Here is a 25,422-nt window from a genome sequence, read left to right on the forward strand (position 1 = left end):
GTGCGGAAAACCCTTATGCACCATCCGGACGGCTCAGTCGAGTTGCAGCACCATGGCTTTCAGATAGGCGCTTTCGGGCAGCAGCGGATGCACCGGATGGTCCGGTCCCGCGCCCGCCGAGCGCAGGATGCGGCCCGAGCGGCGCCCATCGACCAGGCCGCGCGCCACTTCCTCGGCGAACGCTTCCGGGCTGACATTGTGGCTGCAGGACGCGACCAGCAGCACGCCGCCAGGGCGCACCAGCGGCACCGCCAGCTTGACCATCTTGCGGTAGCCCTTCAGGCCCGGCTTCAGGTCTTTCTTCGACTTCACGAAAGCGGGCGGATCGGCAACGACCACATCGAATTTCCGGCCGCCCTGCGCCATGCTTTCCATGGCGTCGAACGCCTCGGCGCGGCGAATGTCCATGATCGGCGTGACTCCATTCGCCTCGGCCGCCTGCCGCGCCAGCGCCAGCGCCGGTTCCGAGCGGTCGATGGCGACCACTTCCCTGGCGCCCGCCACCGCGCACTGCACGCCGAACGCGCCCGCGAAGGCGTAGAGGTCGAGCACCTTGCCGCCCTTTGCAAATTTCGACACGAAGGCGCGGTTGTCGCGGTGATCGTAGAACCAGCCGGTCTTCTGGCCGCCGGCCAGATCGGCGAAGAACGTCGCCCCGTTCTCTTCCAGCGCCGACGGCCCGTCGATCTTGCCGTGAACCACGCGCACCTCCTGGCTGAGCCCCTCGGTCTGGCGCGCCGGCGTGTCGAGCCGCAGCACGATGCAGTCCGGCTTTACCGTCTCCTGCAGCGCGGCGACCACCGGATCGATCAGCGCGTCCATCCCCGCCGTGTTCGCCTGCACCACAACCACGCCACCGAACCGGTCGACGATCAGGCCGGGCAGACCATCGGCTTCGGCATGGATCAGCCGGTAGAACGGCCGGTCGAACAGCCTGGCGCGCAAGGCCAGCGCCGCGCTGAACCGGTCGCGGAAGAACGCGGCGTCGATCTTCTGGTCCGGATCGCGGGCGAGGACGCGCCCGGCGATCAGCGTGTGGGGATTGAAATAGCCGGTGCCGAGCGCCCTGCCCTCGGCCGACTGGAACCGGACAATGGAGCCGGCGGGCAGCGACCGGATATCCGCATCCATGCCGATCTCGTTGGAATAGATCCACGGATGCCCGGACAGCGCCCGTATATGCATGCGGGGATTGAGGCGGATGGCGGGTGCGGTCATGGAATTTTCCGGTTGGTTGCGGCAATGCTAGTGCCTAAACGCATTTGGGCTGCCCGCCAACCATTGTCGATACCGTTGATGTAGTTGATCTGCGCCTATTCGCCATCGGATAGTCCTGCTTTCTAAATCGGAGGCTCATATGGCACTTGTCCTTCATTATCACCCGCTGTCGTCGTTCTGCCACAAGGTGCTGATCGCGCTTTATGAAAGCGGCACGGCGTTCGAGCCGGTCATGGTCAATCTGGGCGATCCAGCCGAGCGGACGGCCTATCTGGAAATCTCGCCCATGGGGAAGATCCCCGCACTCCAGGACGATGGCCGCGCCATCGTTGAGACTTCCATCCAGATCGAATATCTCGATCAGTACCATCCCGGGACCCGAAAGCTGCTGCCCGCCAACGCCGGCCGGTGCCTGGAGGCGCGGCTGTGGGACCGTCTGTTCGATCTCTATATCGAACTACCCATGCAGAAGATCGGCGCCGACGCCATGCGCACCGAAGGCGAGCGCGACCCGCGGGGCGTGGCCGATGCCCGTGACGGGCTGAACGCCGCCTACCCGATGATCGAGCGGCAACTGTCCGGCAAGACCTGGGCCGTCGGCGACGACTTCACAATCGCCGATTGCGCCGCGGCGCCGGGCCTCTTTTACGCGTCCATACTGGAACCGTTCGCCGCCTATCCGAACCTGAGCGCCTATTTCGAGCGGCTGCTGGCGTGGCCGTCCTACGACCGGGTTCTCCGGGAAGCCCAGCCGTTCTTCGAATATTACCCGTACTATAGGAACATGCCGGAACGTTTCCGGAACTGGGGGCTGTAACGGCGCGGGTCAGTTGGCCGGTGCCAGCCGCGTGCTCTTGACGCTGGCGAGGATGCGGCCGAGCGTCGCCCGCACTTCCGGGCGCAGCTTTTCGTCGTCGGTGGCGATTCGGATATCACCGCTCCACTGGTCCTGATCCAGCACGCCTTGCTTGACCAGGCTGCGCACAAGGATGGTGTGAGCCAGCAGCAGCGCCTCGAACTCGTCGTAGAAGTCGTCCATTTCCCGCTCGGTCCACATGACGTCTCTCCTTGCTGATGCTGGCCGCGCAGTCTGACGCGTCTGCGTGACGATTCTACGTGCCCCGAAAGGGGGCGTTCCCAAGCGATGACCGCCTAGGCCGGCCGGTGGCACACCGCCTCGATGTGATGGCCGTCCGGATCCAGCAGGAACGCGGCGTAATAGTCCTGGTGGTATTGCGGCCGCAGCCCCGGCGGGCCGTTGTCGGCGCCGCCGGCGGCGAGGCCCGCGGCATGAAACGCGTCAACCAGGTCGCGGCTGCGCGCCGTGAAGGCGATGTGTTGGCCGAACGATATCTGGGGCCCCGGCACGCCCTCGGCGGTCGGGCCGCCGATCCAGAATGGCGGCTCGCCGTCCGGATCGTCGCCGAAGCCGAACGCCGCGTAGCCGTCGAAAACATCCGCCCGCAGCGACAGGTAGCCCAGCGCGCCCAGCACCGCCACATAGAACGGCTTGGACCTCTGCAGGTCGCTGACAGGAAGTGAGAAGTGATCGATCATCGCCGTGCATCCCGGTTGTCCGCCCGGGCAAATGTAGTGGCGCGGCCATCCGGTGGCCAGTGTTTCACCGGTCGCCAAGCCACCGGTTTTGGATGAGTATGGCAGCGTACGGTGAACGCGCCGGCAAACGGGGAAAGGTTTTGATATGGAATTCACACGGTTGGGATCGACCGGCACGCAGGTGTCGCGGCTGTGCCTGGGCGCCATGAGTTTCGGCAGCATGGCCGACTGGATGATCCCGGAAGACGCCAGTTTCGCCATCGTCAAGCGGGCGATCGAGGGCGGCATCAACTTTTTCGACACCGCCGACGTCTATTCGCGCGGCGAGAGCGAGACCATCCTGGGCAAGGCGCTGAAGGAATATGTCCGCAAGCGCGAGGAGATCGTCGTCGCGACCAAGGTCTATATTCCCATGGGCAAGGGTCCGAACCGGGGCGGCCTGTCGCGCAAGCACATCCGACACTCCATCGACGACAGCCTGAAGCGGCTGGGGATGGATTATGTGGATCTCTACCAGATCCACCGGTTCGACTATCACACGCCCATGGAAGAGACCATCGAGGCGCTGGACGAAGTGGTGAAGGCGGGCAAGGCGCTCTATGTGGGCGCCAGTTCCATGCTCGGCTACCAGTTCGGCAAATACCTGAACATGGCCGACAGCCTGGGCCGGTCGCGCTTCGTCACCATGCAAAACCAGTACAGCCTGCTCTACCGCGAGGAAGAGCGCGAAATGAACCCGCTCTGCGCCGAGGAAGGTGTCGGCCTGATTCCGTGGAGCCCGCTGGCCGGCGGCATCCTGGCCGGCAGCCGCGAGGCCGGCACCACCCGCGCCAAGTCCAATATGGGCGGCGGCACGCGCTATAACCGCCCCGCCGACCACGCGGTGCTCGATGCGGTCAGGCAGGTTGCGGCGGCGCGCGGCGAAAGCCCGGCCCAGGTGGCGATCGCCTGGCTGCTGTCCAAGCCCGGCGTCACCGCGCCGATCATCGGCGCCACCAAGCTGGGCCAACTGGAAGATCCGCTGAAGGCGGTGGACACGCGCCTGTCGGACGAGGAAATCGCGATCCTGGAAGCGCCCTATGTGACGCAGCCGGTAACCCACATCCCCGGCCCCAACGACCTGGCGCCCGGCGCGCCGCGCCCGGACTGACGGATCAGGCCCGCTCGGCGACCACGGCGTAGAGCGGGTCCGACCGGCCGGGGAACGGCGAGATGTCGATGAACTCGGCCGGCCCGAATCCGCCCGACAGACGGAAATACAGGTTCACCAGTCCGCCATGCTGATGGTCGTCCAGCGCCCGCCAGATCGCCACGGCCTTGGTCGGGAACATACGGTTCGAGAACGACAGGATGAACGGCGCGCCCGGCCTGAGGATGCGCGCCACCTCGGAGAAAATCTCCACCGGCCGGGTCATGTACTGCACCGACACGGCGACGGTGCAGCCGTCGAACGTCGCGTCGGCGAAGGGCAGCGCCGGGTTCTTGTTGAGGTCCTGGACGAAACCGCCGATGAGCTGCGGATTGGCTTTCAGCTCGGTGACGTTCATGCCGTGGCCGATCACCCGGTCGAACACCACATCCTTGGGCAGATGCGACACGCAGGACGACATCAGGTCGAGGATGCGCCCGCCCGCCGGCAACCGCTCCTTGTAGAACAGGGCAAGCGCAGCGCACGCTGGCTCGTCGATGTGGGTGACGATCCGCGGTGGCTGGTAGAACCAGGTGTCCGGCGTTTCGTCGACGCGGGCGAAGTGATGCGGCTGCAGCGGGTTATCCATGCGCAGGAAGATTAGCCACCCGATGGACCTACATCCAGCGCGGCGGCGTTAGTCGAGGTAGCATGGTCCGCACTCTCCCACCGTGGCCGGAAAGAACACCCGTGAAAAGCACCGTCAGACGACTTGCGATCCTCGCCGTGGCGCTGTGCGTCGTCGCCTGCGCGTCGCGCCCCGAGGATACCGCCGACGACCTGACGCTGGCGCTGTCGGCCAAGGTGGCGACCAACACGCCCGATGGCGAGCCGTTGCCGGTGCCGCGCCACGAAGCGCCCGAGGCCGTGCCCGGCCGTCACCAGCAGATCCTGCTGCTGTCGGGCGGCGGCTCGCACGGAGCGTTCGGCGCCGGCGTGCTGGTCGGCTGGACCGAATCCGGCGCGCGGCCGGAATTCGATATCGTCACCGGCGTGTCGACCGGCGCGCTGATGGCCACCTTCGCCTTTCTGGGGACCGAATTCGACGGCCAGCTCCGCGAATTGTTCACCACCGTCGACAACGAACAGATCTATCGGGACCGGGGCGTGAGCGGCTTGCTGAAGGGGTCGGCGTTCGACCAGAAGCCGCTGGAGAAGGCGCTGGAGCGAACCATCAACGACAGCGTGATCGAGCGCGTCGCGCGCGAACACGCCAGGGGACGGCGCCTGTTCGTCGCCACCACCAACCTGGACACCGGCGTGCCGGTGATGTGGGACATGGGCAAGATCGCCGCGAGCAAATCGCCCGGCAAGGCGGCGTTGTATCGGAAGATCCTGCTGGCGTCAGCGGCCATTCCGGGCATCTTCAAGCCGGTCTACATCAAGAGCCGGACCGAGACGCCGTCGCTGCATGTGGACGGCACCATCCGCTCGTCGCTGCTGTTCCATTCGTTCATGCTGGCTCGCGATGGCGGACAGGACGTGTGGACCATCGTCAACGGCAAGATCGACTATGCCCGCCGCGACGGGCCGACGGACGCCAACATCACCAGCCTGGTGCCGCGCGCCGTCATCGAGATGATGAAGTCGAATACCAGCGACAGCGTCTACCGGGCCTATGTCCGCACCCGGCAAGCCAAGGCCAGCTTCCATCTGGCCTATCTGCCCGACGATGCGCCCGACACCAATCCGATCAAGTTCGTGCCCATGGAGATGGGCGCGCTGTTCCAGACCGGACGCGAGATGGGCCGGCTGCAGCGCTGGGCGCACGAGCCGCCGCGCCTGGAATCGCTGGAGCGGCTGCCCTAGGACAGCGGAAAGCCGACGATGTCCTGCAGTTCCGCGAGGGCGACGTCGGGGTCGATGACCTTGATGGTCTGCATGCCGAGCGCCCGGGCGGGCTTCAGGTTGATGCCCAGATCGTCGAGATAGACGGCATCCGCCGGCTCGATCTCCAGCGCCTCGCAGGCCATCCGGTAGATTTCGGGGCTGGGCTTGCGCACGCCCACCTTCGAGCTTTCGATTACCACCTTGAACAGGCCCATCACCTGCAGCACCTCGGCGGCGCGCTCTTCGGTGCGGGCCATGCCGGCGCCGGAGCCGTGGCGAACGTTGTTGGTGATGCAGCCGGTGACCAGCCGCTCGTTGATCCGGCGCAGCGCCTCAACCATCCTGGGCCGCAGGTCGCCCGACAGGAGCGCCACCACGTCCTTGCCCGGCAGGTGGTAGCCGCGCTGGTGCGCTTCCAGATCGAACAGCCGGTCGAACTCGTCGAGACTCACCTCGTTGCGCTCGAACAGCGCCCAGGCGTTGGTGTCCGGATTGGTCGAATTGATGGTGCGGATCAGGTCGAGCGGCAGGCCCCGATCGGCCTCGTACCGGTTGAACGCCTCGAACGGGCTCGTCGTCAGCACGCCGCCGAAATCCCAGATTACCGCCTTGACCATGTCATCGTCTCCATTTTGACGCTGTCGGGCGTATAATGGGGAAGCGAGACAAGGTCCACCCGAAAGCTTTGTCCATGAGCACGACCATGAGAGCGATGGTGCTTGGCCAGCCCGGCGACGGATGCGTCAGTCTTTGCCGGCGCGATCGCCCCGTGCCCGGGCCCGGCCAGGTTCTGGTCCGTGTGCGCAAATGCGCGGTGTGCCGCACCGACCTGCATGTGGTCGACGGCGACCTGACCAGGCCCAGGACACATGTGGTGCCCGGCCACGAGGTCATCGGCACCGTGGCGGCGCTGGGTCCGGACGTGGACCGCTTCGCCGTGGGCGCGCGCGTCGGCGTGCCATGGCTGGGGATGACCTGCGGCGCCTGCGACTATTGCCTGTCGGGGCGCGAGAACCTCTGCCCCGGCGCCCAGTTCACCGGGTACACGCTGGATGGCGGGTTCGCCGATTACATGGTCGCCGACGCGCGATTCTGCTTCGCCATCCCCGACTTCTATACGGATGCCGAAGCCGCGCCGCTGATGTGCGCCGGGCTGATCGGCCACCGGGCGCTGACCATGGCCGGTGACGCCCGCCGGCTCGGCCTCTACGGCTTTGGCGCGGCCGCGCATATCATCGCCCAGGTCGCCGTCTGGCAGGGCCGCGAACTCTACGGCTTCACCCGGCCCGGCGACACCGCCGGCCAGGATTTTGCCCGGGCCATGGGCTGTGCCTGGGCCGGCGGATCGGACATGCGTGCTCCTGTCGCGCTGGACGCCGCCATCCTGTTCGCGCCCATCGGCGCGCTGGTGCCGGCGGCGCTCGACGCGGTTGCGCCGGGCGGCACCGTGGTCTGCGCCGGCATCCATATGAGCGACATACCTTCGTTCCCCTATCGTCTGCTGTGGGACGAGCGGCGGCTGGTTTCGGTGGCCAACCTGACGCGCCGCGATGCGGAGGCGTTTCTCGCTTTGGCGCCCCAGGTGCCGGTCCGGACCACGACGCATCTCTATCCGCTCGAGCAGGCCAACGACGCCCTCGACGACTTGCGCGCAGGCCGGTTTGAAGGCGCGGCCGTACTGGATGTGGACGGTTCCGGCACACCTGCCGAATAGTGTTGACCGCGCCCGCCGGCCCGCTAGGCTTGCGCAAAACCGGCCAACGGGAACCAGGGGAGCCAGCGTCAGTGAGCAGTGAGGCACCGGGCGCAAGCACGCCCAAACACGGCAATGGCTATCTGGTCTGGGTGGTGTTCATCCTCACCCTCGCGTCCACCTTCTCGATCATCGACCGACAGATTCTCAACGTCATGATCGGTCCGATCAAGCGCGACCTGGACATCAGCGATTCCCAGATGGGTCTGCTGATGGGCGCGGCATTCGCCGTGCTCTACAACCTGCTTTCCTACCCGGCGGGCTGGATGGCCGACCGCTATAACCGGCGAAACCTGATGGCGGGCGGCATCGCCGCGTGGAGCCTGATGACCGTGGTCTGCGGCACCGCCCATTCCTATGTGACGCTGTTCGCCGCGCGCATGGGCGTCGGTGTCGGCGAGGCCGCGCTGGCGCCGGCGGCGTATTCGACGATGGCCGATTATTTCAAGGCAGCACGCCTGCCGCTGGCCATCGGCGTCGTGGGCGCCGCGCCGTTCCTCGGCCAGGGCCTTGCCGGCCTGGTCGGCGGCCCGCTGATCGATTATCTGGAAGCCCGGCCGCAGATGAGCGTGCCCGTGCTGGGAGAGATCTATTCCTGGCAGGCGGTGTTCTGGCTCGTCGGCCTTCCCGGTCTCGTCGTTGCACTGCTGTTTTTCACCATCCGCGAGCCGCGCCGCCACGGCAAGACCGAGGCCGACGGCAAAGGCGTGCCGTTCAGCGTGGTCTGGAGCTTCGTGAAGAGCCGGCGCGCCTTTTTCGTCCTGATCTTCACCGGCTATCTCGCGCTGTCGACCCAGGGTTGGTCGCTGATGCTGTGGATCTACGAATATTTCGTTCGCGAGCATGGCCTGACGCGCACCCAGGTCGGCGTTCCCTACGGCATCATCTCGATCGTCGCAGGCATCAGCGGCAGCGTGTTCGCAGGCGGATTCGCCGGTTACTGGATCAGCAAGGGCCGCAAGGACGGCACGCTGCGGCTGGTGTTCATCGGCACCTGCCTGCTCGGCCCCAGCGCGGTCGTGCTGACCTTGCTGCCCAGTGCCTACGCGGCGATCGCCCTGCTGATCCCGGTGACGTTCCTGATGGCCATGCCACCCGGCCTGATTTCGTCGGCGCTGCAGCAGATCGCGCCGAACGAACTGCGCGGCCAGATGATCGCGTTCTACATGATCGCGGTGAACTTCCTCTCATACCTGGTCGCACCCCAGCTGCCACCGGCGCTGGACCTGCTGATCTACGGGCGCGAGGACACGCTGGGCGTGTCTATTTCCGTGCTGGCCGCGATCAACTATTCGATCGCGGCAATATGCATCGGCTTCGGCCTGCGCTACTTCCGCAAGGCGCTGAAGGATGCCGAGGCCTGGCAGGACAAGCTGCTCTAGGACATGCAAGGGGCGGCGCCGTCGCCAGCGCCGCCCCCTGGAGATTCCCCGCCGCCGGTCTAGCGGATGCGGACCTTGTCGCCGTGCTGTTCCCAGACCGCGTGCAACTCTTTCTTCAGTGCGTCGAGCTGCACCTTGATCCGCCGTTCGCGGTCGTGAACGATGGCCGAGTTGTTCATGCCTTCGGCCAGGAACTCCAACGTGTCGCGCCAGCGCTCGAAGACATCGCGCAGGGCCAGGGCGTAATCCGGATAGGCGCGGCGGCCGGCCTCCAGACGGGCCTTTTCATATTCGGCGGCGGCCGGCTCGATGATCGCGCGCAACTCGGCATCGGTGCGCGAGGCAGCGATCAGTTCCCGCCAGGCGATCGAGATGCGGCTGTTGACGTTCTCCCACGTATTGTCCACGGCCTGGTCGATATAGTCCTTGCCGACCGGCGTCCGGGTGGCGCCTTCGAAAAACCGTTCCAGCCACTGCTCGCGCAGATAATCGATGGACGCCTCGAGCACATGCTGCGTGGTGGGAAAATAGTGCTGTACGGCGCCGCGGGTCACGCCGGCCTTCTTGGCGATCTCGGTGGTGGTCGTTCGAAAATAGCCGATATCGACGAAGCACGAGATCGTCGCCTCGATGATTTCCTGTCTTGTGGCCAGGCTGCGCACCCGTCTGCGGCGCGTGCCGGCAAGAGCAACTGAAGTCGCCATATACCTTGAATCCACTCCCTGACGCCGCCGGCCTTGGAAAGTCAGCCTCGACTTTATATTAACTAGATTGAGGTCTAATTTATCGTGCAACGAGCGTGCCGGGCAACCGGCAATCTGCCACAATTGCAATGACCGGCGCAACGCGGCGGCTGATACAGGATACGGTATCCGCGACCGAGAGGAAGACAAGGCCGCCGCGGCCCGGGCGATGCGGCTTGCGAGCGACTCGCGTCATGGCCGCCACAAGGGGAGAGCGATCCAATGAGCACCGCATTGAAGAATCTGAGCCTGTTCGATCCGGCCGTGCAGGAGGACTGGTATTCGGCCTACGAGATCCTCCATCGGGAGGAACCGGTCTATTGGTGCGAGGAAGGCGGCTTCTTCGTGGTGACCAAATTTGCCGACATCCAGGCGATCTCGCGCGAGCCCAACCTGTTCTCGACCTATGCGACACGCCTGAGTTCGGACCCGCTGATCAAATTTCCCGAGGCGGTGGAGATCTACGAAAACCAGGGCTGGCCCCGTTTCCAGCCCATGGTCACCGATCCGCCGGTCCACAAGCAGTACCGGCGCAATTTCGACCATTATTTCAGCCCCAGCGGCGTGAAGGTGATGGAACCCTTCATCCGCCAGTTCATCAACGGGCTGATCGACGGCTGGATCGGCAAGGGCGAATGCGAGTTCGTGCGCGACTTCGCCATGCCGCTGCCGATGAACGTCATCACCAAGATGCTGGGCTTTCCCATGGAGGACCTGCCGCGGTTGAAGCACTGGTCCGAGGTCTGGGTGCGGCCCTTTGCACGCGGCCTGAACCTCGAACAGGAGAAATACGTCGCCGAGATGGGTGTGGAGTTCCAGCATTACATCCACCAACAGGCCCAGGATCGCCGCCGCAACCCGCGCGACGACGTCCTGACCGCACTGGTCAACGGCACCGTCGGCGAAGGGAACGACAAGCGCCCGCTCACCGACAACGAGATCATCGGCATCACCGACAACCTGCTGATCGGCGGCAACGAAACCACCACCTTCGCGCTCACCTCGGGCATCTGGCTGCTGTTCCGTTTCCCCGACATCTATGCGCAGCTGAAGGCCGACCGGTCGAAAGTGCGCAACTTCGTCGAGGAAGTGTTGCGCATGGAAAGCCCGACCATGGGCCTGATGCGCTGCGCCACCGAGGACACAGAGATCAGGGGCGTGAAAATTCCCAAGGGCTCGGTGCTGAACCTGCGCTTCGCCGCCGGCAACCGGGACGAGGAACAGTTTCCGGACGCCGCATGCCCCCATCTCGACCGCAAGAACGCCGCCGCGCACCTGGCGTTCGGCCAGGCCGAGCATCATTGTCCCGGCGCGGCCCTGTCGCGGCTGGAGCAACTCTGCACCTTCGAGATCCTGCTGGACCGGCTGGACAACATCCGGCCGGCACCGGGCAAGAACGATTACAGCCACCTGCCCGGATTCACCCTGCGGGGCCTGAAGGAGCTGCACATACAGTTCGACGCAAAGGGATGAACCGGTCTAGCGGCCGGTTTCCGTGGCTGACAGGCAACGGGTGCGCGCCTTGACACCCATCCGCACCTCCCCTTAACTCTGCGCCGAACCGGATGGGGAGCGAAACATTAGGCGGATTTATGGATCGAGCGTAACGGCCTTCGCGGCGGCGACGCTGTGTCACGGTGCCCTGGCTGCATCTCCCGAATCGGTTCCTCTCGTCCGCCGCTCCGGCGAACAGGTGGTGGTCACCGCCACCCGCGAGGCGACGGATCGCACCAAGGTGCCCGAGAGCACCGGCGTGATCGACGCCGCGGCGCTGGCCGAGGCCCATGTGGTGCATCCCGCCGACATCATGGGACGCATTCCCGGCGTCTACCAGGCTTGGCTGAGCGGCAACCACCATGTCACGTCGATCCGCCAGCCGATCAATTTCAACCCGCTCTATCTCTACCTGGAGAACGGCATCCCCAAGCAGGCGCCGGGCTTCTTCGAGACCAACGCATTGTTCGACATGAACATGTCGCAGATCTCGCGGCTTGAAATCACCAAGGGCCCGGGCACGGCGCTCTACGGCTCGGACGCCGTCGCCGGCATCATCAGTGTCTTCACCCTGCCGCCGCCCGAGGACTTCTCGGGCAGCATCAAGCTCCAGGGCAGCACGCGCGGCTACAAGCAGGCGCTGATCTCGCTGGGCGGCACCACCGGCGCCCACGGCCTGCGCGCCGATATCAACCTGGTGCAGGACAGCGGCTGGCGCGACCACACCGACTCCGACAACCAGATGGGCACCTTCACCTGGAACATCGACAACGGCGGCAAGCTGACGGTGCGCAACACGCTGATCCTGACGCGGGTGAACCAGGATTCTCCGGGCTCGAATCTGAGCCGTGCGGAATTCAAGAACACGCCCAGGATCAACCTCTCGCCCATCGACTTCCGGCTGGTGGAAGGCGTGCGGTTCTCGAGCCGGATCGACTATGACCTGGGTGACAGCCTGCTGAGTCTCAATCCCTATATGCGCTGGGGCCGGACCAAGCTGATGCCGTTCTTCCAGCTGGCGTTCGATCCGGCCTATTTCGATGAAAGCGCCACCTCGGTCGGTGCCCAGCTCAAGCTCCGCCACGACTTTTCCGACAGGCTGCGGCTCATCGTCGGCAGTGACGTGGACTACACCTCGGGCAGCCGGACCGACACCCAGATCCTGCCGGTACGCAATGGCCGGTTCTATGTCAGCTACACCGACCTGGACACCATCTACGATTTCAAGGTCAAGGCGCTGACCCTGTCGCCCTACATCCACGGCGAATGGCAGATCACCGACCGGCTGCGCGCCACGGCAGGCGTGCGCTACGACTACACTCACTACGACTACACCAACAACCTGCCGACAATCATCGATCCCCGGGACTCGCACAACCGGCCGCCGAGCCAGAGCTTCCACTACAACAATTTCACGCCCAAGGCCGGCCTCACCTATGACGTCACCGACAGGCTGAACGCCTTCGTTTCCTATCGCCAGGCCTTCCGCGTACCGACCACGACACAGCTGTTCCGGCCGGGCACGTCCTCGCGCTCGACCGAGTTGAAGCCGGTGAAGGCCGAGAGCATCGAAGTGGGCGTTCGCGGCGGATGGGAGCGTTTCAGCTTCGATCTGTCGCTCTACACCATGAAAATCAAGGACGACATCCTGGTGTTCACCAACAACACCACCGGTGTGCGCGACATCCAGAACGCCGGCGACACGCGCCACAAGGGCGTGGAAATCGGCATGACCGCCGAGATCACCGATACGCTCAGCGCGTCGGTGTCCTATGCGCGCACCGACAACCACTTCATCGAGTGGTTCCCGGTAGCCAGCGCCGACCTGTCGGGCAACAAGATCAACCGGTCGCCGCGGGACGTGGGCAATGCCCGCGTCGTCTGGCGCCCGTCCTTCCTCAATGGCGGCCGCTTCGAGATCTCCTGGGAGCACGCCGGGAAGTACTTCATGGATGACAACAACACCCAAGTCTATGAAGGCCACGACCTGCTGCACCTTGCCGCCAATATGTTCGTGGTCAGGAACGTCGAGCTGTTCGTGCGCCTTCATAACGTGACCAATGCGCGCTACGCGACCAACAGCCGGTTCAGCGCCTTCAACGGTCAGGAATTGAAGCCCGGCCTGCCGCGCACATTGTTCGGCGGAGTCGGCGTCAGTTTCTAGGCTTCCCCTTGGCCGTTTCCCGCGCTAATTTAAACTCTGTTCCAAATTTGGGGAGGACATGATGGGGCGTTGCGACGGGAAGGTAATCTACATCACCGGCGGCTCTTCGGGCATCGGCAAGGAATCCGCCGCGTGGCTGGTACGTGAAGGCGCACGGGTCGCGCTGGCCGACATCAACGAGGCAGCAGGCAAGGAGGCCGCCGCGCCATTCGGCGACAAGGCCATCTTCCTGAAGCACGACGTGACCAAGGAAGCCGACTGGGCCGCCAACCTGGAAGCGGCCCGCAGTCACTTCGGCCGGCTCGACATCGTGGTCAATTGCGCCGGCGTGGTCGTCACCGGCAATCCGGTCGACATGCCGCTGGAGGACTGGAACCGGGTATTCCGCATCAACGTGGATGGCAGTTTCCTCGCCGGCAAGTACAGCATCCCGCTGCTCGCCGGCAATGGCGGCGGCCAGCTCATCCAGTTCTGCTCCATCGCCTCCTATTCCGCCTCGCCCGGCCTCGTGGGCTATTGCGGGTCGAAGGCAGCGGTGCGCTCGCTGATGCGTTCGCAGGCCAAATATTGCAAGGAAGAGGGCAACGGCGTCCGCGTGAACGGCATCTTCCCCGGCCCGATCCTGACACCCATGACCAACACGGTGCTCGACGGCGCCATGGGCCAGGGCGCCCACACCCAGTTTCAGCCGGGTCAGGTCAGCCCGTTCGGCGTGCTGGGCGCCGCCGAGGACATCGCCGCCGGGGTGCTGTTCCTGTGTTCCGACGAATCGCGCTACGCCAACGGCACCGAGCTGATGCTGGATGGCGGCACATCGCTCTGACGCCCTAAAGCGCGGCGGCCATGATCACCCTCGAGGCGATGTCGAGGCCCATGGCCGCCTCGTTACGGCGCACCTGGCGCAGGGCTGGCGTCCACTCGGCCTCGGCTATCACGGCGAAACCGAGCTTTTCGTAGAACGGCCGGTTCCACGGCAGGTGCGCGAAGGTGGACAGGGTCATGCGCCGGTAGCCCTGCGCTGCGAGGTCGCCGATCACCGCACGCAATAACGCCGTCCCAAGGCCACGGCGGCCATGGGCGGTGCCCAGCGAGATCTCCTCGAGATGGGCGACACCTTCATGGTCGAGCACCTGTGCGAAGCCGGTGGGCATGCCGTCTCCGGCGCAAACCACCCATATCAGATCGGCATCGATGGCGCCGGCCAGCTCGGCCGCGTCCTTGGGCGGACTATCGGCCACATCGTCCATGCCGACCGTGCGGAACAGTTCGCCCGCATCGCGCTGGATGGCCTGCAGCACCGGAATGTCGTCCTGGTCGGCCTTGCGGATATGTATCGACCTCACCGGGCTCCCCTTCTGCACCTGACCGGCCTATCCTGCTCGCAACAAGAAGTCCGATCTGGGGAGGATGCAAGTGGATAGCGCGCTGTTCGAGGGTCTCTCGGCTGGACTTGAACACCTGTGTGACGTCGCCATCGACCTGGCGCCGAACACGGTGGGATTGACGACCAAGGGCCCGTTCGCCACCCGATCCGTCTTCCATATCGGCGGCGGATCCTTCGAGGGACCGCGCCTGAAAGGAAAGGTTCATTCGGGCAGCGACTACCCGATGACCGCGCGCAACGATACCACCACCGTGGCGCTCGACGTACGTTCAGTCTGGCAGGCCGACAACGGCGACCTTATCTACGTGTATTACTTCGGCCGGCTGGTGACGCCGCCGCATCTGAAGCGCGACCTGTTCGATCCGGCGCGCAATCACGCGGTCGATCCCGGGAAGTACTACTGGCGGGTCGCGCCGGTGTTCGAAACCGCTTCCGTGGAACTCGGCTGGCTAAACAATCTGGTGACGGTTGGCGCCGGACGCTATACGAAGACCGGCCTTGCCTACCGCCTGTATGCCGTAACCTGAAATCGAGGCCGATGATCCAGTCGCCGAACAAAATGCTCCCCGTCCTCGCAATCCTCAGCGAAGTTTACCGGCTGCATTGGCGTCACGTGCTGATCCTGTTTGCGATCACCGCGGCCTATGCGCCGCCGCTGATATTCGGCCTTGGCCCCGCCATGCTGGAAATCTCGAAAATTCCGCCCGATCAGATGCAGCAGATCGACGGCGCGCTGCGCGACAAGTTCATGCTCAGCGTCGCCGCCGTCATCGTGCTGAGCAGCGCCATCTTCGTGTTCTGGGTCCGGCTGACGCTGGTGGGTCCGCGTGCGGCGATCCTGGGCGAGCCGATCCGTTGGCCGATCCGCATGGTGCGCGTCGCGCTGCTGTTCGCCCTGGCCGGCCTGGGCGGCTTCATCGCGCTGCTGCCGCTTGGCGCATTCCGGCAGGTGCTGGCCACGCTGGTGATCTCGTTCCTGTTCGCGCTGCTGTCGCGCCGGCTGGTGGAGGCCTGCATGGACATTCCCAAGGGACAGAAGCACGCGCCGGCCAGCATGGAAGAAAACTTCCGCTTCGGCGCCCTGCTTGCCGCCGCGAGCTTCCTGCTGCTGCTGGTGCAGACACTGGTGTCCGGGGTGCTGGCGGTGATCGGTGCGCCGATGACCGCCAATGTGGCGGCAGGTCTGTTCTCGGTGCTGGCAATAACGGTGATGGCGTCGATCCACGCCATCGTCTACCGCCTGCGGACGGTGCCGCCCAGGCCCGTTTAGGGACCCTGCGGCGCCGGCGCGGGAATGCCGCGCTCCGGTTCCTGGTCGCGGCTCCGTTGCTCGGATTCGCGCCGGCCCTGCATCCACGACGCATTGTCGTCCGAAACCAGCGCCTCCACATTCTCCACCAGCAGCCGGTAGGCCTTGGCGTCGGGCAGGTTGTAGCTGCCGGTGCGTCCCATATAGAGGAACTTCTCGCGCCGCAGCTGTTCGCAGGTCTGGCGGTACTGGACCCAGTAGCGGTGATGCTGGTTCATCTGCTGCAGGCCCTCGACGATGACCACCACCACGCCCAGAGCGCCGGGAATGAAGGGCCAGTTGGTCACCGCCGCCGTCAGCGGCACCAGGGCAGCCGCCACCATGCTGATGACCTTCAGATACTTGTACTGCCGCTGATGCCACAGGCTCTTGCGGTCGTACCACCCGATCTGGTCCTCGAGCCGCTCATATCCGCTGTCCATGTTCACTTCGCCCTCAATCCCATGACAAACAGGCAGACCGACAGGCCCAGCAGGAACAGCGCGCCCATCAGGGTATCCTCGTCGCCGGTGGACATCACGTCGGCGCAGCCGGCAAAGGCGCACAGCAGGCTGAATCCTGCGCCCATCAGCAGCCAGAGTCGCTTGTTGCTTTTGGCCGCGGGCGGCGGCGGTGGCGGCCGCGGCGTGGGCGTCGGCATCGGCTGGGGCGCTGGCCGCGGCGTCTTGAGAATACCGGCCACGGCATCGACCAGCTGGTTGAACGATTCGCTCTGGACCGACGGATCCCAGCCAATCAGATCAGCGGCCTGGATGCGCCTGAACTCGAAGGGAATGTCGGTCTGCGCGATCAGCGCCGGTACCAGGACACCCCGGTCGGCGGCAGCGCCCGCTTCGTTCACCACCCAGCGCGAGGCCGCCGAATCCTTCGACCACAGCACGATGACGCAGCGTGCGCCGACCAACGCGTTCTCGATGACCTTGGCATAATCCTGTCCGGGCGGGATGCGCCGGTCCCACCAGGTGGTCCAGCCGAAACTCTCCAGCCGCCTGGCCAGCTTCTCGGCCTCGCCGCGATCCTCGCTGGCGTAGCTGATGAATATGTCTGCCGCACCCGCCATGAACCGCGCCCCCCGCGCTGAGTGCCCCAAGCAGGCCGATAGTAACGCATTGGCAACAATGATTGAACTCGTAAAGCATTCCGCACGCACGCTGATTCCCGCGCCCGAAACGGCATTCCGCCGGCCAAAGGAATGCTTGGCAATCTGCCCCCTCGCGGGGCAGACTACGGGCCCAATGGCTCAGGCCACTTGAAATCTCCAGGGGAGCGATTCGACATGCAGAAATTCGGCATCGGCCAGCCAGTCCGCCGCACCGAGGACGTCCGTTTCGTCACAGGCAGCGGCGCCTACACCGACGACATCAACATTCCGGGGCAGGCCCACGGCTACGTGCTCCGTTCGCCCTATGCCCATGCGGTAATCAAGTCCATCGACACCACGGCAGCGAAAGCCGCGCCGGGCGTCATCGGAGTATTCACCTCGGCCGACCTGGCGGCAGCGGGCGTGAACGATATTCCGTGCTTTGCCGGCGGTTTCATCAAGAACAAGGACGGCAGCAACATCTTCGCGCCGGGCCGTCCCGCGCTGGCCAAGGACCGGCTGCTCTATGTGGGCGACGGTATCGCCTTCATCGTCGCCGAGACCGTCAACCAGGCCAAGGACGCGGCCGAGTTAATCGAGATCGACGTCGAAGACCTGCCGTCGGCCGCCAACCTGAAGGACGCCGTGGCGCCGGGAGCGCCGGTGATCTGGGACGCCGCGCCGGGCAACCTGGCGTTCGACTGGGAGATGGGCGACGACGCCGCCTCGCAGGCCGCCTTCGCTGGCGCCAAGCACATCAGCAAGATCGACCTGGTGCACAACCGCATCGCCACCAACGCCATGGAGCCGCGGGCCGCCATTGGCGAATATACCCCCGGTGAAGAACACTACACGCTGAGCACCTGCACCCAGGGCGCCAACGGCATGCAGGCCGGCATCGCCGGCGCCGTATTCGGTATCGACCCCTCGAAGCTGCGCGTTTTCACACCCGATGTGGGCGGCGGCTTCGGCATGAAGACCTTCATCTATCCCGAGCACGTGCTGGTGCTGTTCGCCGCCAAGGCGCTGGGCCGGCCGGTGAAATGGAACGGCGAGCGCATCGAGGCCTTCACCAGCGACACCGGCGGCCGCGACATGTTCACCCATGCCGAACTGGCCATCGACGAAAACAACCGCGTCACCGCATTCCGTGTCGTCAACCAGGCCAATATGGGCGGCTACATGTCCATGAACGGTCCGTTCATTCCCACCATCGCCCATGCCCGCATCCTGGGCGGCGTCTACAACATCCCGAACGTCTATGTGAACGTGAAGGGCTACATGTCGAATTCCGTGCCGGTCGACGCCTATCGCGGCGCCGGGCGTCCGGAGGCCGCCTACATCATCGAGCGGGCCATGGACCAGGCGGCGCGCGAACTGGGGCTGGCGCCCGACGAGTTCCGCCGCCTGAATTTTGTCACGCCCGAGCAGATGCCCTACCAGCATCCCTTCGGCTTCGTGTTCGACAGCGGCGAGTTCGAGCGCAACATGGAAGACGCCAAGCGCAACGCCAAATGGTCGACGCTCGACCAGCGCAAGGCCGCCTCGCGCGCCAAGGGCAAGGCCCGCGGCATCGGCATGGCCTATTACATCGAGACCACGCTGGGCATGCCCACCGAAGCGGCCGAGATCCTGTTCCTCGAGGACGAGACGGTCGAGATCGTCACCGGCACCATGTCGAACGGCCAGGGTCACGAGACCGCCTGGGCGCAGGTCGTGGCCGAGCAGCTGGGCGTGCCGTTCGAGAACATCAAGCTGGTGCAGGGCGACACCGACCGGGTGAAATCCGGCCAGGGCACCGGCGGCTCGCATTCCCTCTACATGGCAGCGGGCGCCTTCCAGGAAACTTCCAACGTGGTGATCAAGAAAGGCAAGATCATCGCGTCGCTGATGCTCGACGAGGACGCGCCGAACATCGAGTTCAGCGAGGGTCTGTTCCGCGTCCCCGGCACCAACAAGTCGGTCGGCATCCTGGAAGTGGCGGCCAAGGCCCGCCAGGCCAACGAGCTGGACCTGCCGGCCGAGACGAAAGAGATGTTCGTCGACGGCCTGAACAGCGCCGCCAAGTACAAGTACAACAACTCGACCTTCCCCAACGGCTGCCATATCTGCGAAGTCGAGGTGGATCCGGACACCGGCAAGGTCGACATCGTCGGCTATACGGTGGTGGACGATTTCGGACGGCTGGTGAACCCGATGCTGGTGGCCGGCCAGGTGCATGGCGGCGTGGTGCAGGGCATTGGCCAGGCGCTGACCGAGGACGTGCTCTATGACAGCGAAAGCGGCCAGCTTATCACCGGCTCGTTCATGGATTACGGCATGCCCCGCGCCGACGACATGTGCGACATCGACTTCTCGTATAACGAGATTCTGTGCAAGACCAATCCCTATGGCATCAAGGGCTGCGGCGAGGCCGGCACCATCGGCGCCTGTCCGTCGCTGATGAACGCCATCGTCGACGCGCTGCTGCCCTACGGCGTCAACGCCATGGACATGCCCGCCACGCCGCTGCGGGTGTGGAATGCGGTCCACGCCGGCGCACGGCAGGCAGCGGAGTAGGCAACAAGCCATGTCCATCGAGGTCCTCAAGACCGCGCGGGACTGGCGCAAGGAAGGGCGGGGCGTCGCCATCGCCACGGTGTCGAGCACATGGGGATCGGCGCCTTTTCCGGTCGGCAGCCAATTGGCCGCCGACGATCGGGGCAACTTCGTCGGCTCGGTCTCGGGCGGCTGCATCGAGGGCGCGGTGATCGGCGAAGCGCGCAAGTCGATCAACGACGGCAAGATCCGCAACCTGGAATTCTCCGTCTCGGATGACCAGGCCTGGGAAGTGGGCCTGGCCTGCGGCGGCACCATCCGGGTGTTCGTCGAGCCCGCGCCCGGCGAGATCGACACGGTTCTTGCCGCCGCCGAGCGCAAGGCTTCCGTCGCCCTCACCACCGACCTGGAAACCGGCAGGCACCAGCTGTTCGACGCGTCCTCGGCGCCCGAGCCCGTCCGCAACGCCCTGCGCGACGACAGGAGCCAGCCGATTGGCGAGCACGATTTCGTCCGGGTGTTCAACACGCCGCGCCGCATCGCCATCGTCGGCGCCGTGCATATCGCCCAGGAGCTGGTGCCCATGGCGACGCGGGCCGGCTTCGACGTCACGGTCATCGACCCGCGCGAGGCGTTTGCCAGCCCGCAGCGATTCCCCGGTGTGACGCTGTCGACCGCATGGCCCGACAAGGCCATGCGCGACCTGGAAATCGACCCGCGCACCGCCATCGTCACCCTGACCCACGATCCCAAGCTGGATGACCCGGCGCTCGACGTGGCGCTGGCGTCCGACGCGTTCTATGTGGGCGCGCTGGGCTCGACGCGCACTCAGGCGAAACGGGTCGCGCGGCTGAAGGAAGCCGGTTTCACCGACGACCAGATCGGCCGGATTCACGGCCCCATCGGTCTCGATATCCGCGCCCAGTCGCCGGCCGAGATCGCCGTCTCGATCCTGGCCCAGATCATCGCCGTCCTGCGCGGCGCCATGAAATGATCTACGCCGACATGCCTGTCGGTCAGGCCGAGGGCGCGATCCTCGCCCATGGCCAGTTCGCGGGCGGTCGCAAGCTGCCCAAGGGCCACCGGATCACCGCCGCCGACATTGCGGCGCTGGACGCCGCGGGCATCGTCTCCGTGTCGGGGTTCAGGCTCGAGCCCGGCGACGTGGGCGAGGACGAGGCCGCGGCGCAGGTCGCGGCGATCGCCACCGGCGAGCACATTCGCCAGAGCGCCGCGTTCACCGGCCGGTGCAATCTGTTCGCCGAGACCGATGGCGTGCTGGTTTACGACCGCGAGCGGCTCGACGCGCTCAACCTGCTGGACGAAGCCGTCACCATCGCCGCCCTGCCGCCCTACGAGCCCGTGCGCAAGGGCCAGATGCTGGCGACGGTGAAGATCATCCCGTTCGCCGTCGAGGGCGCGGTGCTCGCGCGCAGCACGGGGATGCTGGCCGATGGCGGCCTGCTGCGCGTGGCGCCTTATTCGGGCATGAAGGCGGGACTGGTCGAGACCATCATTCCGGGCGGCAAGAACAAGCCGTCGGACAAGCTGGTGAAGGTGACCGCCGAGCGGCTGCAAAATGTCGGCGCCAGCCTTGTCCTGTCGGCCCAGTGCTCGCACCATGCGGGCGACGTCGCCGACCACATCGGGCGGCAGCTGGAGGCGGGCTGCGACATCGTCCTGGTCGCCGGCGCCAGCGCCACCACCGACCGGCGCGACGTGGTTCCCGCCGGTATCGTGGCTGCGGGCGGCGCGGTCGATCATTTCGGCATGCCGGTCGACCCCGGCAATTTGCTGCTGCTCGGCCATGTGGGCGCTGTACCGGTGGTCGGCATGCCCGGCTGCGCGCGCTCGCCGAAGGTCAACGGCTTCGACTTCGTATTGCAGCGCCTTGCCGCCGGCCTGACGGTGACGCCGCGCGACATCATGCGCATGGGCGCCGGCGGCCTGCTGAAGGAGATCGGCGTGCGGCCCCTGCCCCGCGCCCAGGCGACCGGCGAGCCCACCAGGGCCGGCCGCGCACCGCGAATCGCCGCTATTGTGCTGGCGGCCGGCATGTCGAGCCGCATGGGTGGCCGGAACAAGCTGCTGCGTGAGATCGGCGGCGCGCCGATGATCCGCCGGACCGTCGACGCCGTGCTGGCCAGCGGGGCAAGCCCGATAACCGTGGTGACGGGGCGCGATGAAGCCGAAATTCGGGCGGCGCTTTCCGGCCTCGCCGTCAGCTTCATCCATAATCCGGACTTCGCGGCGGGCATGGCCGGCAGCCTGAAAGCGGGCATTGCGGCGGTCACCGCGGACGCCGATGGCGCCGTGGTAGCGCTCGGCGACATGCCCTTCGTAACCGCCCACCATATCGACCGGCTGATCGCCGCCTATGACGAGGACGAGGGCCGCACCATCTGCGTGCCGACCCATGACGGCAAATGGGGCAATCCGGTGCTGTGGTCGCGCCGGTATTTCCCGGAAATGCTGGCGATCACCGGCGACAAGGGCGCCCGCGAACTGCTGCACACCTACGCCGACAAGCTGTGCGAGGTGCCCATGGACGATGAGGGAATCCTGCGGGACTTCGACACACCCGAGGCGTTCGGGAAGACGGACTGACCCCTACCCGGCGCGGCGCAACGCGTCCCATACCCTGAGCGGCGTAGCGGGCATATCGAGACCGGTCACGCCCCGCACGGACAAGGCATCGAGGACGGCGTTCATGATCGCCGGGCAGGCGCCGGTCGTCCCGGCTTCGCCGCAGCCCTTCACCCCATAGGGGCTGGTGGTGCAGGGCACCTCGTTATAGACGGTTTCGATGTCACAAAAATCGTCGGCGCGCGGCATGGCGTAGTCCATGAACGAGCCGGTGATCAGCTGGCCGGTATCGGGATCGTGCAGGCAATGTTCCATCAGCGCCTGTCCCAGTCCCTGAGCGATGCCGCCATGAACCTGTCCGTCGACCACCATGGGATTCAGGATTCTGCCGAAATCATCGACCACCAGGTATCGGGCTGTTTCGACCTTCCCGGTATCCGGATCGACCTCGACTTCGCAGACGTGGCAGCCGTTGGGAAAGGTCGAAACGTCGTGATTGAAGGTGGCGCCAGAATCCAGTCCATCGGCCAGCACTCTCCGCAGATCTGCGTCCAGGCCATCGGCGCGGCGCGCGGCGGACGCCACTTCCATGATCGACATGGACCGGTTCGAGCTGCCCGACCGGAACAGGCCCTCGCCGAACTCGATGGCCTCGGGCGCTTCCCCGAGCAGAGCGGCGACAAGCGCCTTGCCCTTGCCGATGACCTGATCCGACGACAGCCGGAATGCGCCGGCCACCATATAGGTCGAGCGTGAGCCGGCGGTGCCGCCGCCAACCTTCACCCGGTCCGTATCACCCTGGATCAGCCGTATCGCCTCGAACGGCACGCCCAGTTGTTCGGTGACGATCTGCGCCCAGACGGTTTCATGGCCCTGCCCTGCCGACATGGTGCCGGCAATGATTTCAACCGTGCCGTCCTCAGGGAAGCGGATCTCGGCCGCTTCATAGCCGAAACCTACCGAACTCTCGATATAGCAGGCCATGCCGATGCCCCGCAGCCTGCCGCGCGCCAATGCCGCCTCGCGGCGGCCGGGGAAGCTTGCCCAACCAGCCAGACGCATCCCCTCGTCCATGTTCGCCTCGAACGCACCGCTGTCGAATACGAAACCCAGCGGATGGCTGTAGGGCAATTGATCGGGCCCGATGAAGTTGCGCCGGCGAATCTCGTCGGGCGTCAGCCCAAGCTCGCGCGCTGCCTTGTCCATCAGGCGCTCGATCACATAGGCGGCCTCCGGCCGGCCCGCCCCCCGGTAGGCGTCGACCGGCACCGAGTTTGAATAATAGCCGGTCACCCTGACGCTGATCGACGGGATGGCATAGACGCCGCCGGTAAGCCGCGCGCCGCCCAGCGTCTGGATACCGGGCCCGAACAGCGACACATAGGCGCCCATATTGGCCCGGTTGTGGACGCGCATGGCGATTGCCCGGCCGCCTGTGTCGAAGGCGATCTCGGCATGGCTGATCATATCCCGGCCGTGCAGATCGCTTTGGAACGCGTCCGAGCGTTCGCCGGTCCACTTGACCGGCCGGCCCAGCTTCCTGGCGGCAAACAGCACGAGGACATGTTCCGGATAGATGAACTCTTTCATGCCAAAGCTGCCGCCCACATCGGCGGTGATGATCCGAAGGGCGTCCTCCGCCACGCCGAGGACGGGCGCGAGCACGCGCTGAAACAGGTTGGCGCCCTGGGTGGATGTGCGCAGCACATGGCGTCCGGACTCCCAATGGCCCAGCGCGGCGCGCGGCTCGATCGGGCTGGGTGCGAGGCGGTTGTGGACAAGATCCATGGCCGTGATATGCGCCGCCCCGGCAAACGCGGCGTCGACCGCAGCGGCATCACCGCCTTCCCAGTCAAAGCAGACATTTCCGGGCGCTGCATCGCGCAGGCGCGGCGCTGTTTCTTTCACTGCCTCGGCCAGGTTTGCGGCGGCCGGCAGTTCTTCGGCATCGACGGCGATCAGTTCCGCGGCATCCATTGCCTGCGCCAGTGTTTCTGCCACGATGAAGGCGAGGCCGTCGCCGGCATGCATGGCGCGGTCGCGGGCCAGGATCACGCGGCCCCCGACGTCGAGCGTCGACCCGTCCCGGTTCCGCAGCACGCCGCTGATGGCGCAGGGAAGCTCGCCGATACCGGCCGCCGACAGGTCCGCAGCCGTCCAGACACCGAGCACCCCATCTGCGGCGCGGGCGTCAGCGACGTTGATCGACGAGATTGCCGCATGGGCCCAGGGCGACCTGAGAACGTAGCCGTATGCCTGTCCCGGCAGGGTCAGGTCATCGGTATAGCCGCCGCCGCCGGTGACGAAGCGCACATCTTCAACCCGGCGCACCGGCTGGCCGATCCCGAACTTCTGCATGCTGCCTCGCCCTTCAACGTCCGGAAGGCGGCGGACGGCCTACGCGATCTCGGCTACCGCCCGCTTCGCACCGACCACGACCAGATTGGCGCGGTACTCGGCCGAGGCATGGATGTCCTCATTGAGGCCGTCGGCGTCCTGGCTGATTCCTGACAGCGCATCGGCGCTGAAGTTGGACGACAGCGCGCTTTCCATGGCGGACTGGCGAAACACGCAGGGTCCGGCGCCGGTCACGGCCACGCGGACGCCGTCCGCCGTCTTCGCCACCATGACGCCGACCACCGCATAGCGCGACGCCGGGTTCGGGAACTTGAAATAGGCGGCCTTCTGCGGCACCGGGAAGCGCACGGCAGTGACGATTTCGCCCTCGTCCAACGCAGTCTCGAACATGCCGGTGAAGAAGTCCTCGCCGGCGATCTCGCGCTTGTTGGTCACCACAGTGGCGCCAAGGCCCACGAGCGCCGCCGGATAATCGGCCGAGGGATCGTTGTTGGCGATGGAGCCGCCGATGGTGCCGCGGTTGCGCACGGCCGGGTCGCCGATCAGGTTCGCCAGTTTGGCCAGCGCCGGAATCGCCTGCTTCACCTCGGCCGAGGCCGCCACGTCGGCATGCCGTGTCATGGCGCCGATGGTGACCGTGCCGCCCGACACCGAGATGCCCTTCAGGTCCGCGATCTCGTTCAGGTCGATCAGGTCGCTGGGCTGGGCCAGACGCTGCTTCATGGTGGGCAGCAGGGTCATGCCGCCGGCCAGCAGCTTGGCGTCGCCGCTCTCCGCCAGCTTGGCGGCGGCCGCGTCGATGCTTCCGGCACGGTGATAGTTGAAATTGTACATCC

24 protein-coding genes are annotated in these 25,422 nt (G+C 65.7%); 13 read left to right on the plus strand and 11 right to left on the minus strand.

Going from position 1 to position 25,422, the window contains the following annotated elements:
- Nucleotides 1–33: 33 nt before the first annotated feature.
- The gene (locus tag WJU21_RS05340) at nucleotides 34–1,218 is read right to left on the minus strand and encodes a class I SAM-dependent rRNA methyltransferase (protein WP_346322333.1); all 1,185 of its coding nucleotides are present in this window, start codon (nucleotides 1,216–1,218) and stop codon (nucleotides 34–36) included.
- 139 nt (nucleotides 1,219–1,357) lie between these two features.
- On the opposite strand from WJU21_RS05340, the gene WJU21_RS05345 reads away from it, so the two are divergent.
- Complete coding sequence (locus tag WJU21_RS05345; protein WP_346322334.1) at nucleotides 1,358–2,035, plus strand: glutathione S-transferase family protein; 678 nt, start codon at nucleotides 1,358–1,360, stop codon at nucleotides 2,033–2,035.
- 9 nt (nucleotides 2,036–2,044) lie between these two features.
- Here WJU21_RS05345 and WJU21_RS05350 read toward each other — a convergent pair whose 3' ends face one another.
- A complete protein-coding gene (locus tag WJU21_RS05350) occupies nucleotides 2,045–2,275 on the minus strand; it encodes a hypothetical protein (RefSeq protein ID WP_346322335.1) in 231 nt (76 codons plus the stop codon).
- A gap of 95 nt (nucleotides 2,276–2,370) precedes the next feature.
- The gene (locus WJU21_RS05355; protein ID WP_346322336.1) at nucleotides 2,371–2,775 is read right to left on the minus strand and encodes a VOC family protein; all 405 of its coding nucleotides are present in this window, start codon (nucleotides 2,773–2,775) and stop codon (nucleotides 2,371–2,373) included.
- A gap of 145 nt (nucleotides 2,776–2,920) precedes the next feature.
- Between WJU21_RS05355 and WJU21_RS05360 the strand changes: the two genes are divergently transcribed.
- Nucleotides 2,921–3,925 carry an aldo/keto reductase gene (locus tag WJU21_RS05360; RefSeq protein WP_346322337.1) on the plus strand — a complete coding sequence of 335 codons (1,005 nt, stop codon included), beginning with the start codon at nucleotides 2,921–2,923 and terminating at the stop codon, nucleotides 3,923–3,925.
- Nucleotides 3,926–3,929: 4 nt separating this feature from the next.
- On the opposite strand, the gene WJU21_RS05365 is transcribed toward WJU21_RS05360, so the two are convergent.
- Complete coding sequence (locus WJU21_RS05365; RefSeq protein ID WP_346322338.1) at nucleotides 3,930–4,553, minus strand: methyltransferase domain-containing protein; 624 nt, start codon at nucleotides 4,551–4,553, stop codon at nucleotides 3,930–3,932.
- 101 nt (nucleotides 4,554–4,654) lie between these two features.
- Here WJU21_RS05365 and WJU21_RS05370 point away from each other — a divergent pair, with 101 nt between their 5' ends.
- Nucleotides 4,655–5,773: a patatin-like phospholipase family protein gene (locus WJU21_RS05370; protein ID WP_346322339.1), complete on the plus strand. Its 1,119-nt coding sequence runs from the start codon at nucleotides 4,655–4,657 to the stop codon at nucleotides 5,771–5,773.
- Here the strand turns inward: WJU21_RS05370 and WJU21_RS05375 are convergent.
- Nucleotides 5,770–6,411 (minus strand): HAD-IA family hydrolase, encoded by a 642-nt coding sequence (locus tag WJU21_RS05375; protein ID WP_346322340.1) that lies wholly within the window; start codon nucleotides 6,409–6,411, stop codon nucleotides 5,770–5,772. The two genes, WJU21_RS05370 and WJU21_RS05375, sit on opposite strands and share 4 nt — an antisense overlap.
- Nucleotides 6,412–6,497: 86 nt before the next feature.
- Here WJU21_RS05375 and WJU21_RS05380 point away from each other — a divergent pair, with 86 nt between their 5' ends.
- Nucleotides 6,498–7,508, plus strand: a complete 1,011-nt coding sequence (locus tag WJU21_RS05380) for a zinc-dependent alcohol dehydrogenase family protein (RefSeq protein WP_346322457.1) — start codon at nucleotides 6,498–6,500, stop codon at nucleotides 7,506–7,508.
- 71 nt (nucleotides 7,509–7,579) lie between these two features.
- Nucleotides 7,580–8,929 carry an MFS transporter gene (locus WJU21_RS05385; RefSeq protein WP_346322341.1) on the plus strand — a complete coding sequence of 450 codons (1,350 nt, stop codon included), beginning with the start codon at nucleotides 7,580–7,582 and terminating at the stop codon, nucleotides 8,927–8,929.
- A gap of 59 nt (nucleotides 8,930–8,988) precedes the next feature.
- On the opposite strand, the gene WJU21_RS05390 is transcribed toward WJU21_RS05385, so the two are convergent.
- Complete coding sequence (locus WJU21_RS05390; protein ID WP_346322342.1) at nucleotides 8,989–9,633, minus strand: TetR/AcrR family transcriptional regulator; 645 nt, start codon at nucleotides 9,631–9,633, stop codon at nucleotides 8,989–8,991.
- A gap of 261 nt (nucleotides 9,634–9,894) precedes the next feature.
- Between WJU21_RS05390 and WJU21_RS05395 the strand changes: the two genes are divergently transcribed.
- From WJU21_RS05395 to WJU21_RS05405, 3 genes are all read left to right on the plus strand, one after another.
- Nucleotides 9,895–11,145: a cytochrome P450 gene (locus WJU21_RS05395; protein ID WP_346322343.1), complete on the plus strand. Its 1,251-nt coding sequence runs from the start codon at nucleotides 9,895–9,897 to the stop codon at nucleotides 11,143–11,145.
- A gap of 223 nt (nucleotides 11,146–11,368) precedes the next feature.
- Complete coding sequence (locus WJU21_RS05400) at nucleotides 11,369–13,330, plus strand: TonB-dependent receptor (RefSeq protein ID WP_346322344.1); 1,962 nt, start codon at nucleotides 11,369–11,371, stop codon at nucleotides 13,328–13,330.
- 61 nt (nucleotides 13,331–13,391) lie between these two features.
- Complete coding sequence (locus tag WJU21_RS05405; protein WP_346322345.1) at nucleotides 13,392–14,153, plus strand: SDR family oxidoreductase; 762 nt, start codon at nucleotides 13,392–13,394, stop codon at nucleotides 14,151–14,153.
- Nucleotides 14,154–14,157: 4 nt separating this feature from the next.
- On the opposite strand, the gene WJU21_RS05410 is transcribed toward WJU21_RS05405, so the two are convergent.
- Complete coding sequence (locus WJU21_RS05410) at nucleotides 14,158–14,673, minus strand: GNAT family N-acetyltransferase (RefSeq protein WP_346322346.1); 516 nt, start codon at nucleotides 14,671–14,673, stop codon at nucleotides 14,158–14,160.
- Nucleotides 14,674–14,743: 70 nt separating this feature from the next.
- On the opposite strand from WJU21_RS05410, the gene WJU21_RS05415 reads away from it, so the two are divergent.
- Nucleotides 14,744–15,241: a DUF3237 domain-containing protein gene (locus WJU21_RS05415; protein ID WP_346322347.1), complete on the plus strand. Its 498-nt coding sequence runs from the start codon at nucleotides 14,744–14,746 to the stop codon at nucleotides 15,239–15,241.
- A gap of 32 nt (nucleotides 15,242–15,273) precedes the next feature.
- On the plus strand, nucleotides 15,274–15,984 hold the full coding sequence (locus WJU21_RS05420; RefSeq protein WP_346322348.1) for a hypothetical protein: 711 nt from the start codon (nucleotides 15,274–15,276) through the stop codon (nucleotides 15,982–15,984).
- Here the strand turns inward: WJU21_RS05420 and WJU21_RS05425 are convergent.
- Nucleotides 15,981–16,445 (minus strand): DUF4231 domain-containing protein, encoded by a 465-nt coding sequence (locus tag WJU21_RS05425; RefSeq protein WP_346322349.1) that lies wholly within the window; start codon nucleotides 16,443–16,445, stop codon nucleotides 15,981–15,983. The two genes, WJU21_RS05420 and WJU21_RS05425, sit on opposite strands and share 4 nt — an antisense overlap.
- A gap of 2 nt (nucleotides 16,446–16,447) precedes the next feature.
- On the minus strand, nucleotides 16,448–17,083 hold the full coding sequence (locus WJU21_RS05430; RefSeq protein ID WP_346322350.1) for a toll/interleukin-1 receptor domain-containing protein: 636 nt from the start codon (nucleotides 17,081–17,083) through the stop codon (nucleotides 16,448–16,450).
- Between the two features lie 216 nt (nucleotides 17,084–17,299).
- On the opposite strand from WJU21_RS05430, the gene WJU21_RS05435 reads away from it, so the two are divergent.
- Genes WJU21_RS05435 through WJU21_RS05445 form a run of 3 tightly spaced genes read left to right on the plus strand, consistent with a single transcriptional unit; the run spans nucleotide 17,300 to nucleotide 22,249 of the window.
- Nucleotides 17,300–19,663 (plus strand): xanthine dehydrogenase family protein molybdopterin-binding subunit, encoded by a 2,364-nt coding sequence (locus WJU21_RS05435; RefSeq protein WP_346322351.1) that lies wholly within the window; start codon nucleotides 17,300–17,302, stop codon nucleotides 19,661–19,663.
- A gap of 10 nt (nucleotides 19,664–19,673) precedes the next feature.
- Complete coding sequence (locus WJU21_RS05440; protein ID WP_346322352.1) at nucleotides 19,674–20,636, plus strand: XdhC family protein; 963 nt, start codon at nucleotides 19,674–19,676, stop codon at nucleotides 20,634–20,636.
- On the plus strand, nucleotides 20,633–22,249 hold the full coding sequence (locus WJU21_RS05445; RefSeq protein ID WP_346322353.1) for a molybdopterin-binding/glycosyltransferase family 2 protein: 1,617 nt from the start codon (nucleotides 20,633–20,635) through the stop codon (nucleotides 22,247–22,249). Before WJU21_RS05440 ends, WJU21_RS05445 begins: the two co-directional genes overlap by 4 nt.
- Nucleotides 22,250–22,252: 3 nt before the next feature.
- On the opposite strand, the gene WJU21_RS05450 is transcribed toward WJU21_RS05445, so the two are convergent.
- Entirely contained in the window at nucleotides 22,253–24,586 is a 2,334-nt protein-coding gene (locus WJU21_RS05450; RefSeq protein ID WP_346322354.1) for a xanthine dehydrogenase family protein molybdopterin-binding subunit, read from the minus strand.
- Nucleotides 24,587–24,625: 39 nt separating this feature from the next.
- Nucleotides 24,626–25,420 carry a xanthine dehydrogenase family protein subunit M gene (locus tag WJU21_RS05455; protein WP_346322355.1) on the minus strand — a complete coding sequence of 265 codons (795 nt, stop codon included), beginning with the start codon at nucleotides 25,418–25,420 and terminating at the stop codon, nucleotides 24,626–24,628.
- Nucleotides 25,421–25,422 lie beyond the last annotated feature (2 nt).

It is taken from the genome of Emcibacter sp. SYSU 3D8, assembly GCF_039655875.1.
Classification (GTDB): Bacteria; Pseudomonadota; Alphaproteobacteria; order SMXS01; family SMXS01; genus RI-34.

Coding starts and splice junctions, on each gene's coding strand:
- WJU21_RS05340 (WP_346322333.1), bottom strand. CDS start 1,218: ATGACCGCACCCGCCATCCGCCTCAATCCCCGCATGCATATACGGGCG.
- WJU21_RS05345 (WP_346322334.1), top strand. CDS start 1,358: ATGGCACTTGTCCTTCATTATCACCCGCTGTCGTCGTTCTGCCACAAG.
- WJU21_RS05350 (WP_346322335.1), bottom strand. CDS start 2,275: ATGTGGACCGAGCGGGAAATGGACGACTTCTACGACGAGTTCGAGGCG.
- WJU21_RS05355 (WP_346322336.1), bottom strand. CDS start 2,775: ATGATCGATCACTTCTCACTTCCTGTCAGCGACCTGCAGAGGTCCAAG.
- WJU21_RS05360 (WP_346322337.1), top strand. CDS start 2,921: ATGGAATTCACACGGTTGGGATCGACCGGCACGCAGGTGTCGCGGCTG.
- WJU21_RS05365 (WP_346322338.1), bottom strand. CDS start 4,553: ATGGATAACCCGCTGCAGCCGCATCACTTCGCCCGCGTCGACGAAACG.
- WJU21_RS05375 (WP_346322340.1), bottom strand. CDS start 6,411: ATGGTCAAGGCGGTAATCTGGGATTTCGGCGGCGTGCTGACGACGAGC.
- WJU21_RS05380 (WP_346322457.1), top strand. CDS start 6,498: ATGAGAGCGATGGTGCTTGGCCAGCCCGGCGACGGATGCGTCAGTCTT.
- WJU21_RS05390 (WP_346322342.1), bottom strand. CDS start 9,633: ATGGCGACTTCAGTTGCTCTTGCCGGCACGCGCCGCAGACGGGTGCGC.
- WJU21_RS05395 (WP_346322343.1), top strand. CDS start 9,895: ATGAGCACCGCATTGAAGAATCTGAGCCTGTTCGATCCGGCCGTGCAG.
- WJU21_RS05405 (WP_346322345.1), top strand. CDS start 13,392: ATGGGGCGTTGCGACGGGAAGGTAATCTACATCACCGGCGGCTCTTCG.
- WJU21_RS05420 (WP_346322348.1), top strand. CDS start 15,274: ATGCTCCCCGTCCTCGCAATCCTCAGCGAAGTTTACCGGCTGCATTGG.
- WJU21_RS05425 (WP_346322349.1), bottom strand. CDS start 16,445: ATGGACAGCGGATATGAGCGGCTCGAGGACCAGATCGGGTGGTACGAC.
- WJU21_RS05430 (WP_346322350.1), bottom strand. CDS start 17,083: ATGGCGGGTGCGGCAGACATATTCATCAGCTACGCCAGCGAGGATCGC.
- WJU21_RS05435 (WP_346322351.1), top strand. CDS start 17,300: ATGCAGAAATTCGGCATCGGCCAGCCAGTCCGCCGCACCGAGGACGTC.
- WJU21_RS05440 (WP_346322352.1), top strand. CDS start 19,674: ATGTCCATCGAGGTCCTCAAGACCGCGCGGGACTGGCGCAAGGAAGGG.
- WJU21_RS05445 (WP_346322353.1), top strand. CDS start 20,633: ATGATCTACGCCGACATGCCTGTCGGTCAGGCCGAGGGCGCGATCCTC.
- WJU21_RS05450 (WP_346322354.1), bottom strand. CDS start 24,586: ATGCAGAAGTTCGGGATCGGCCAGCCGGTGCGCCGGGTTGAAGATGTG.
- WJU21_RS05455 (WP_346322355.1), bottom strand. CDS start 25,420: ATGTACAATTTCAACTATCACCGTGCCGGAAGCATCGACGCGGCCGCC.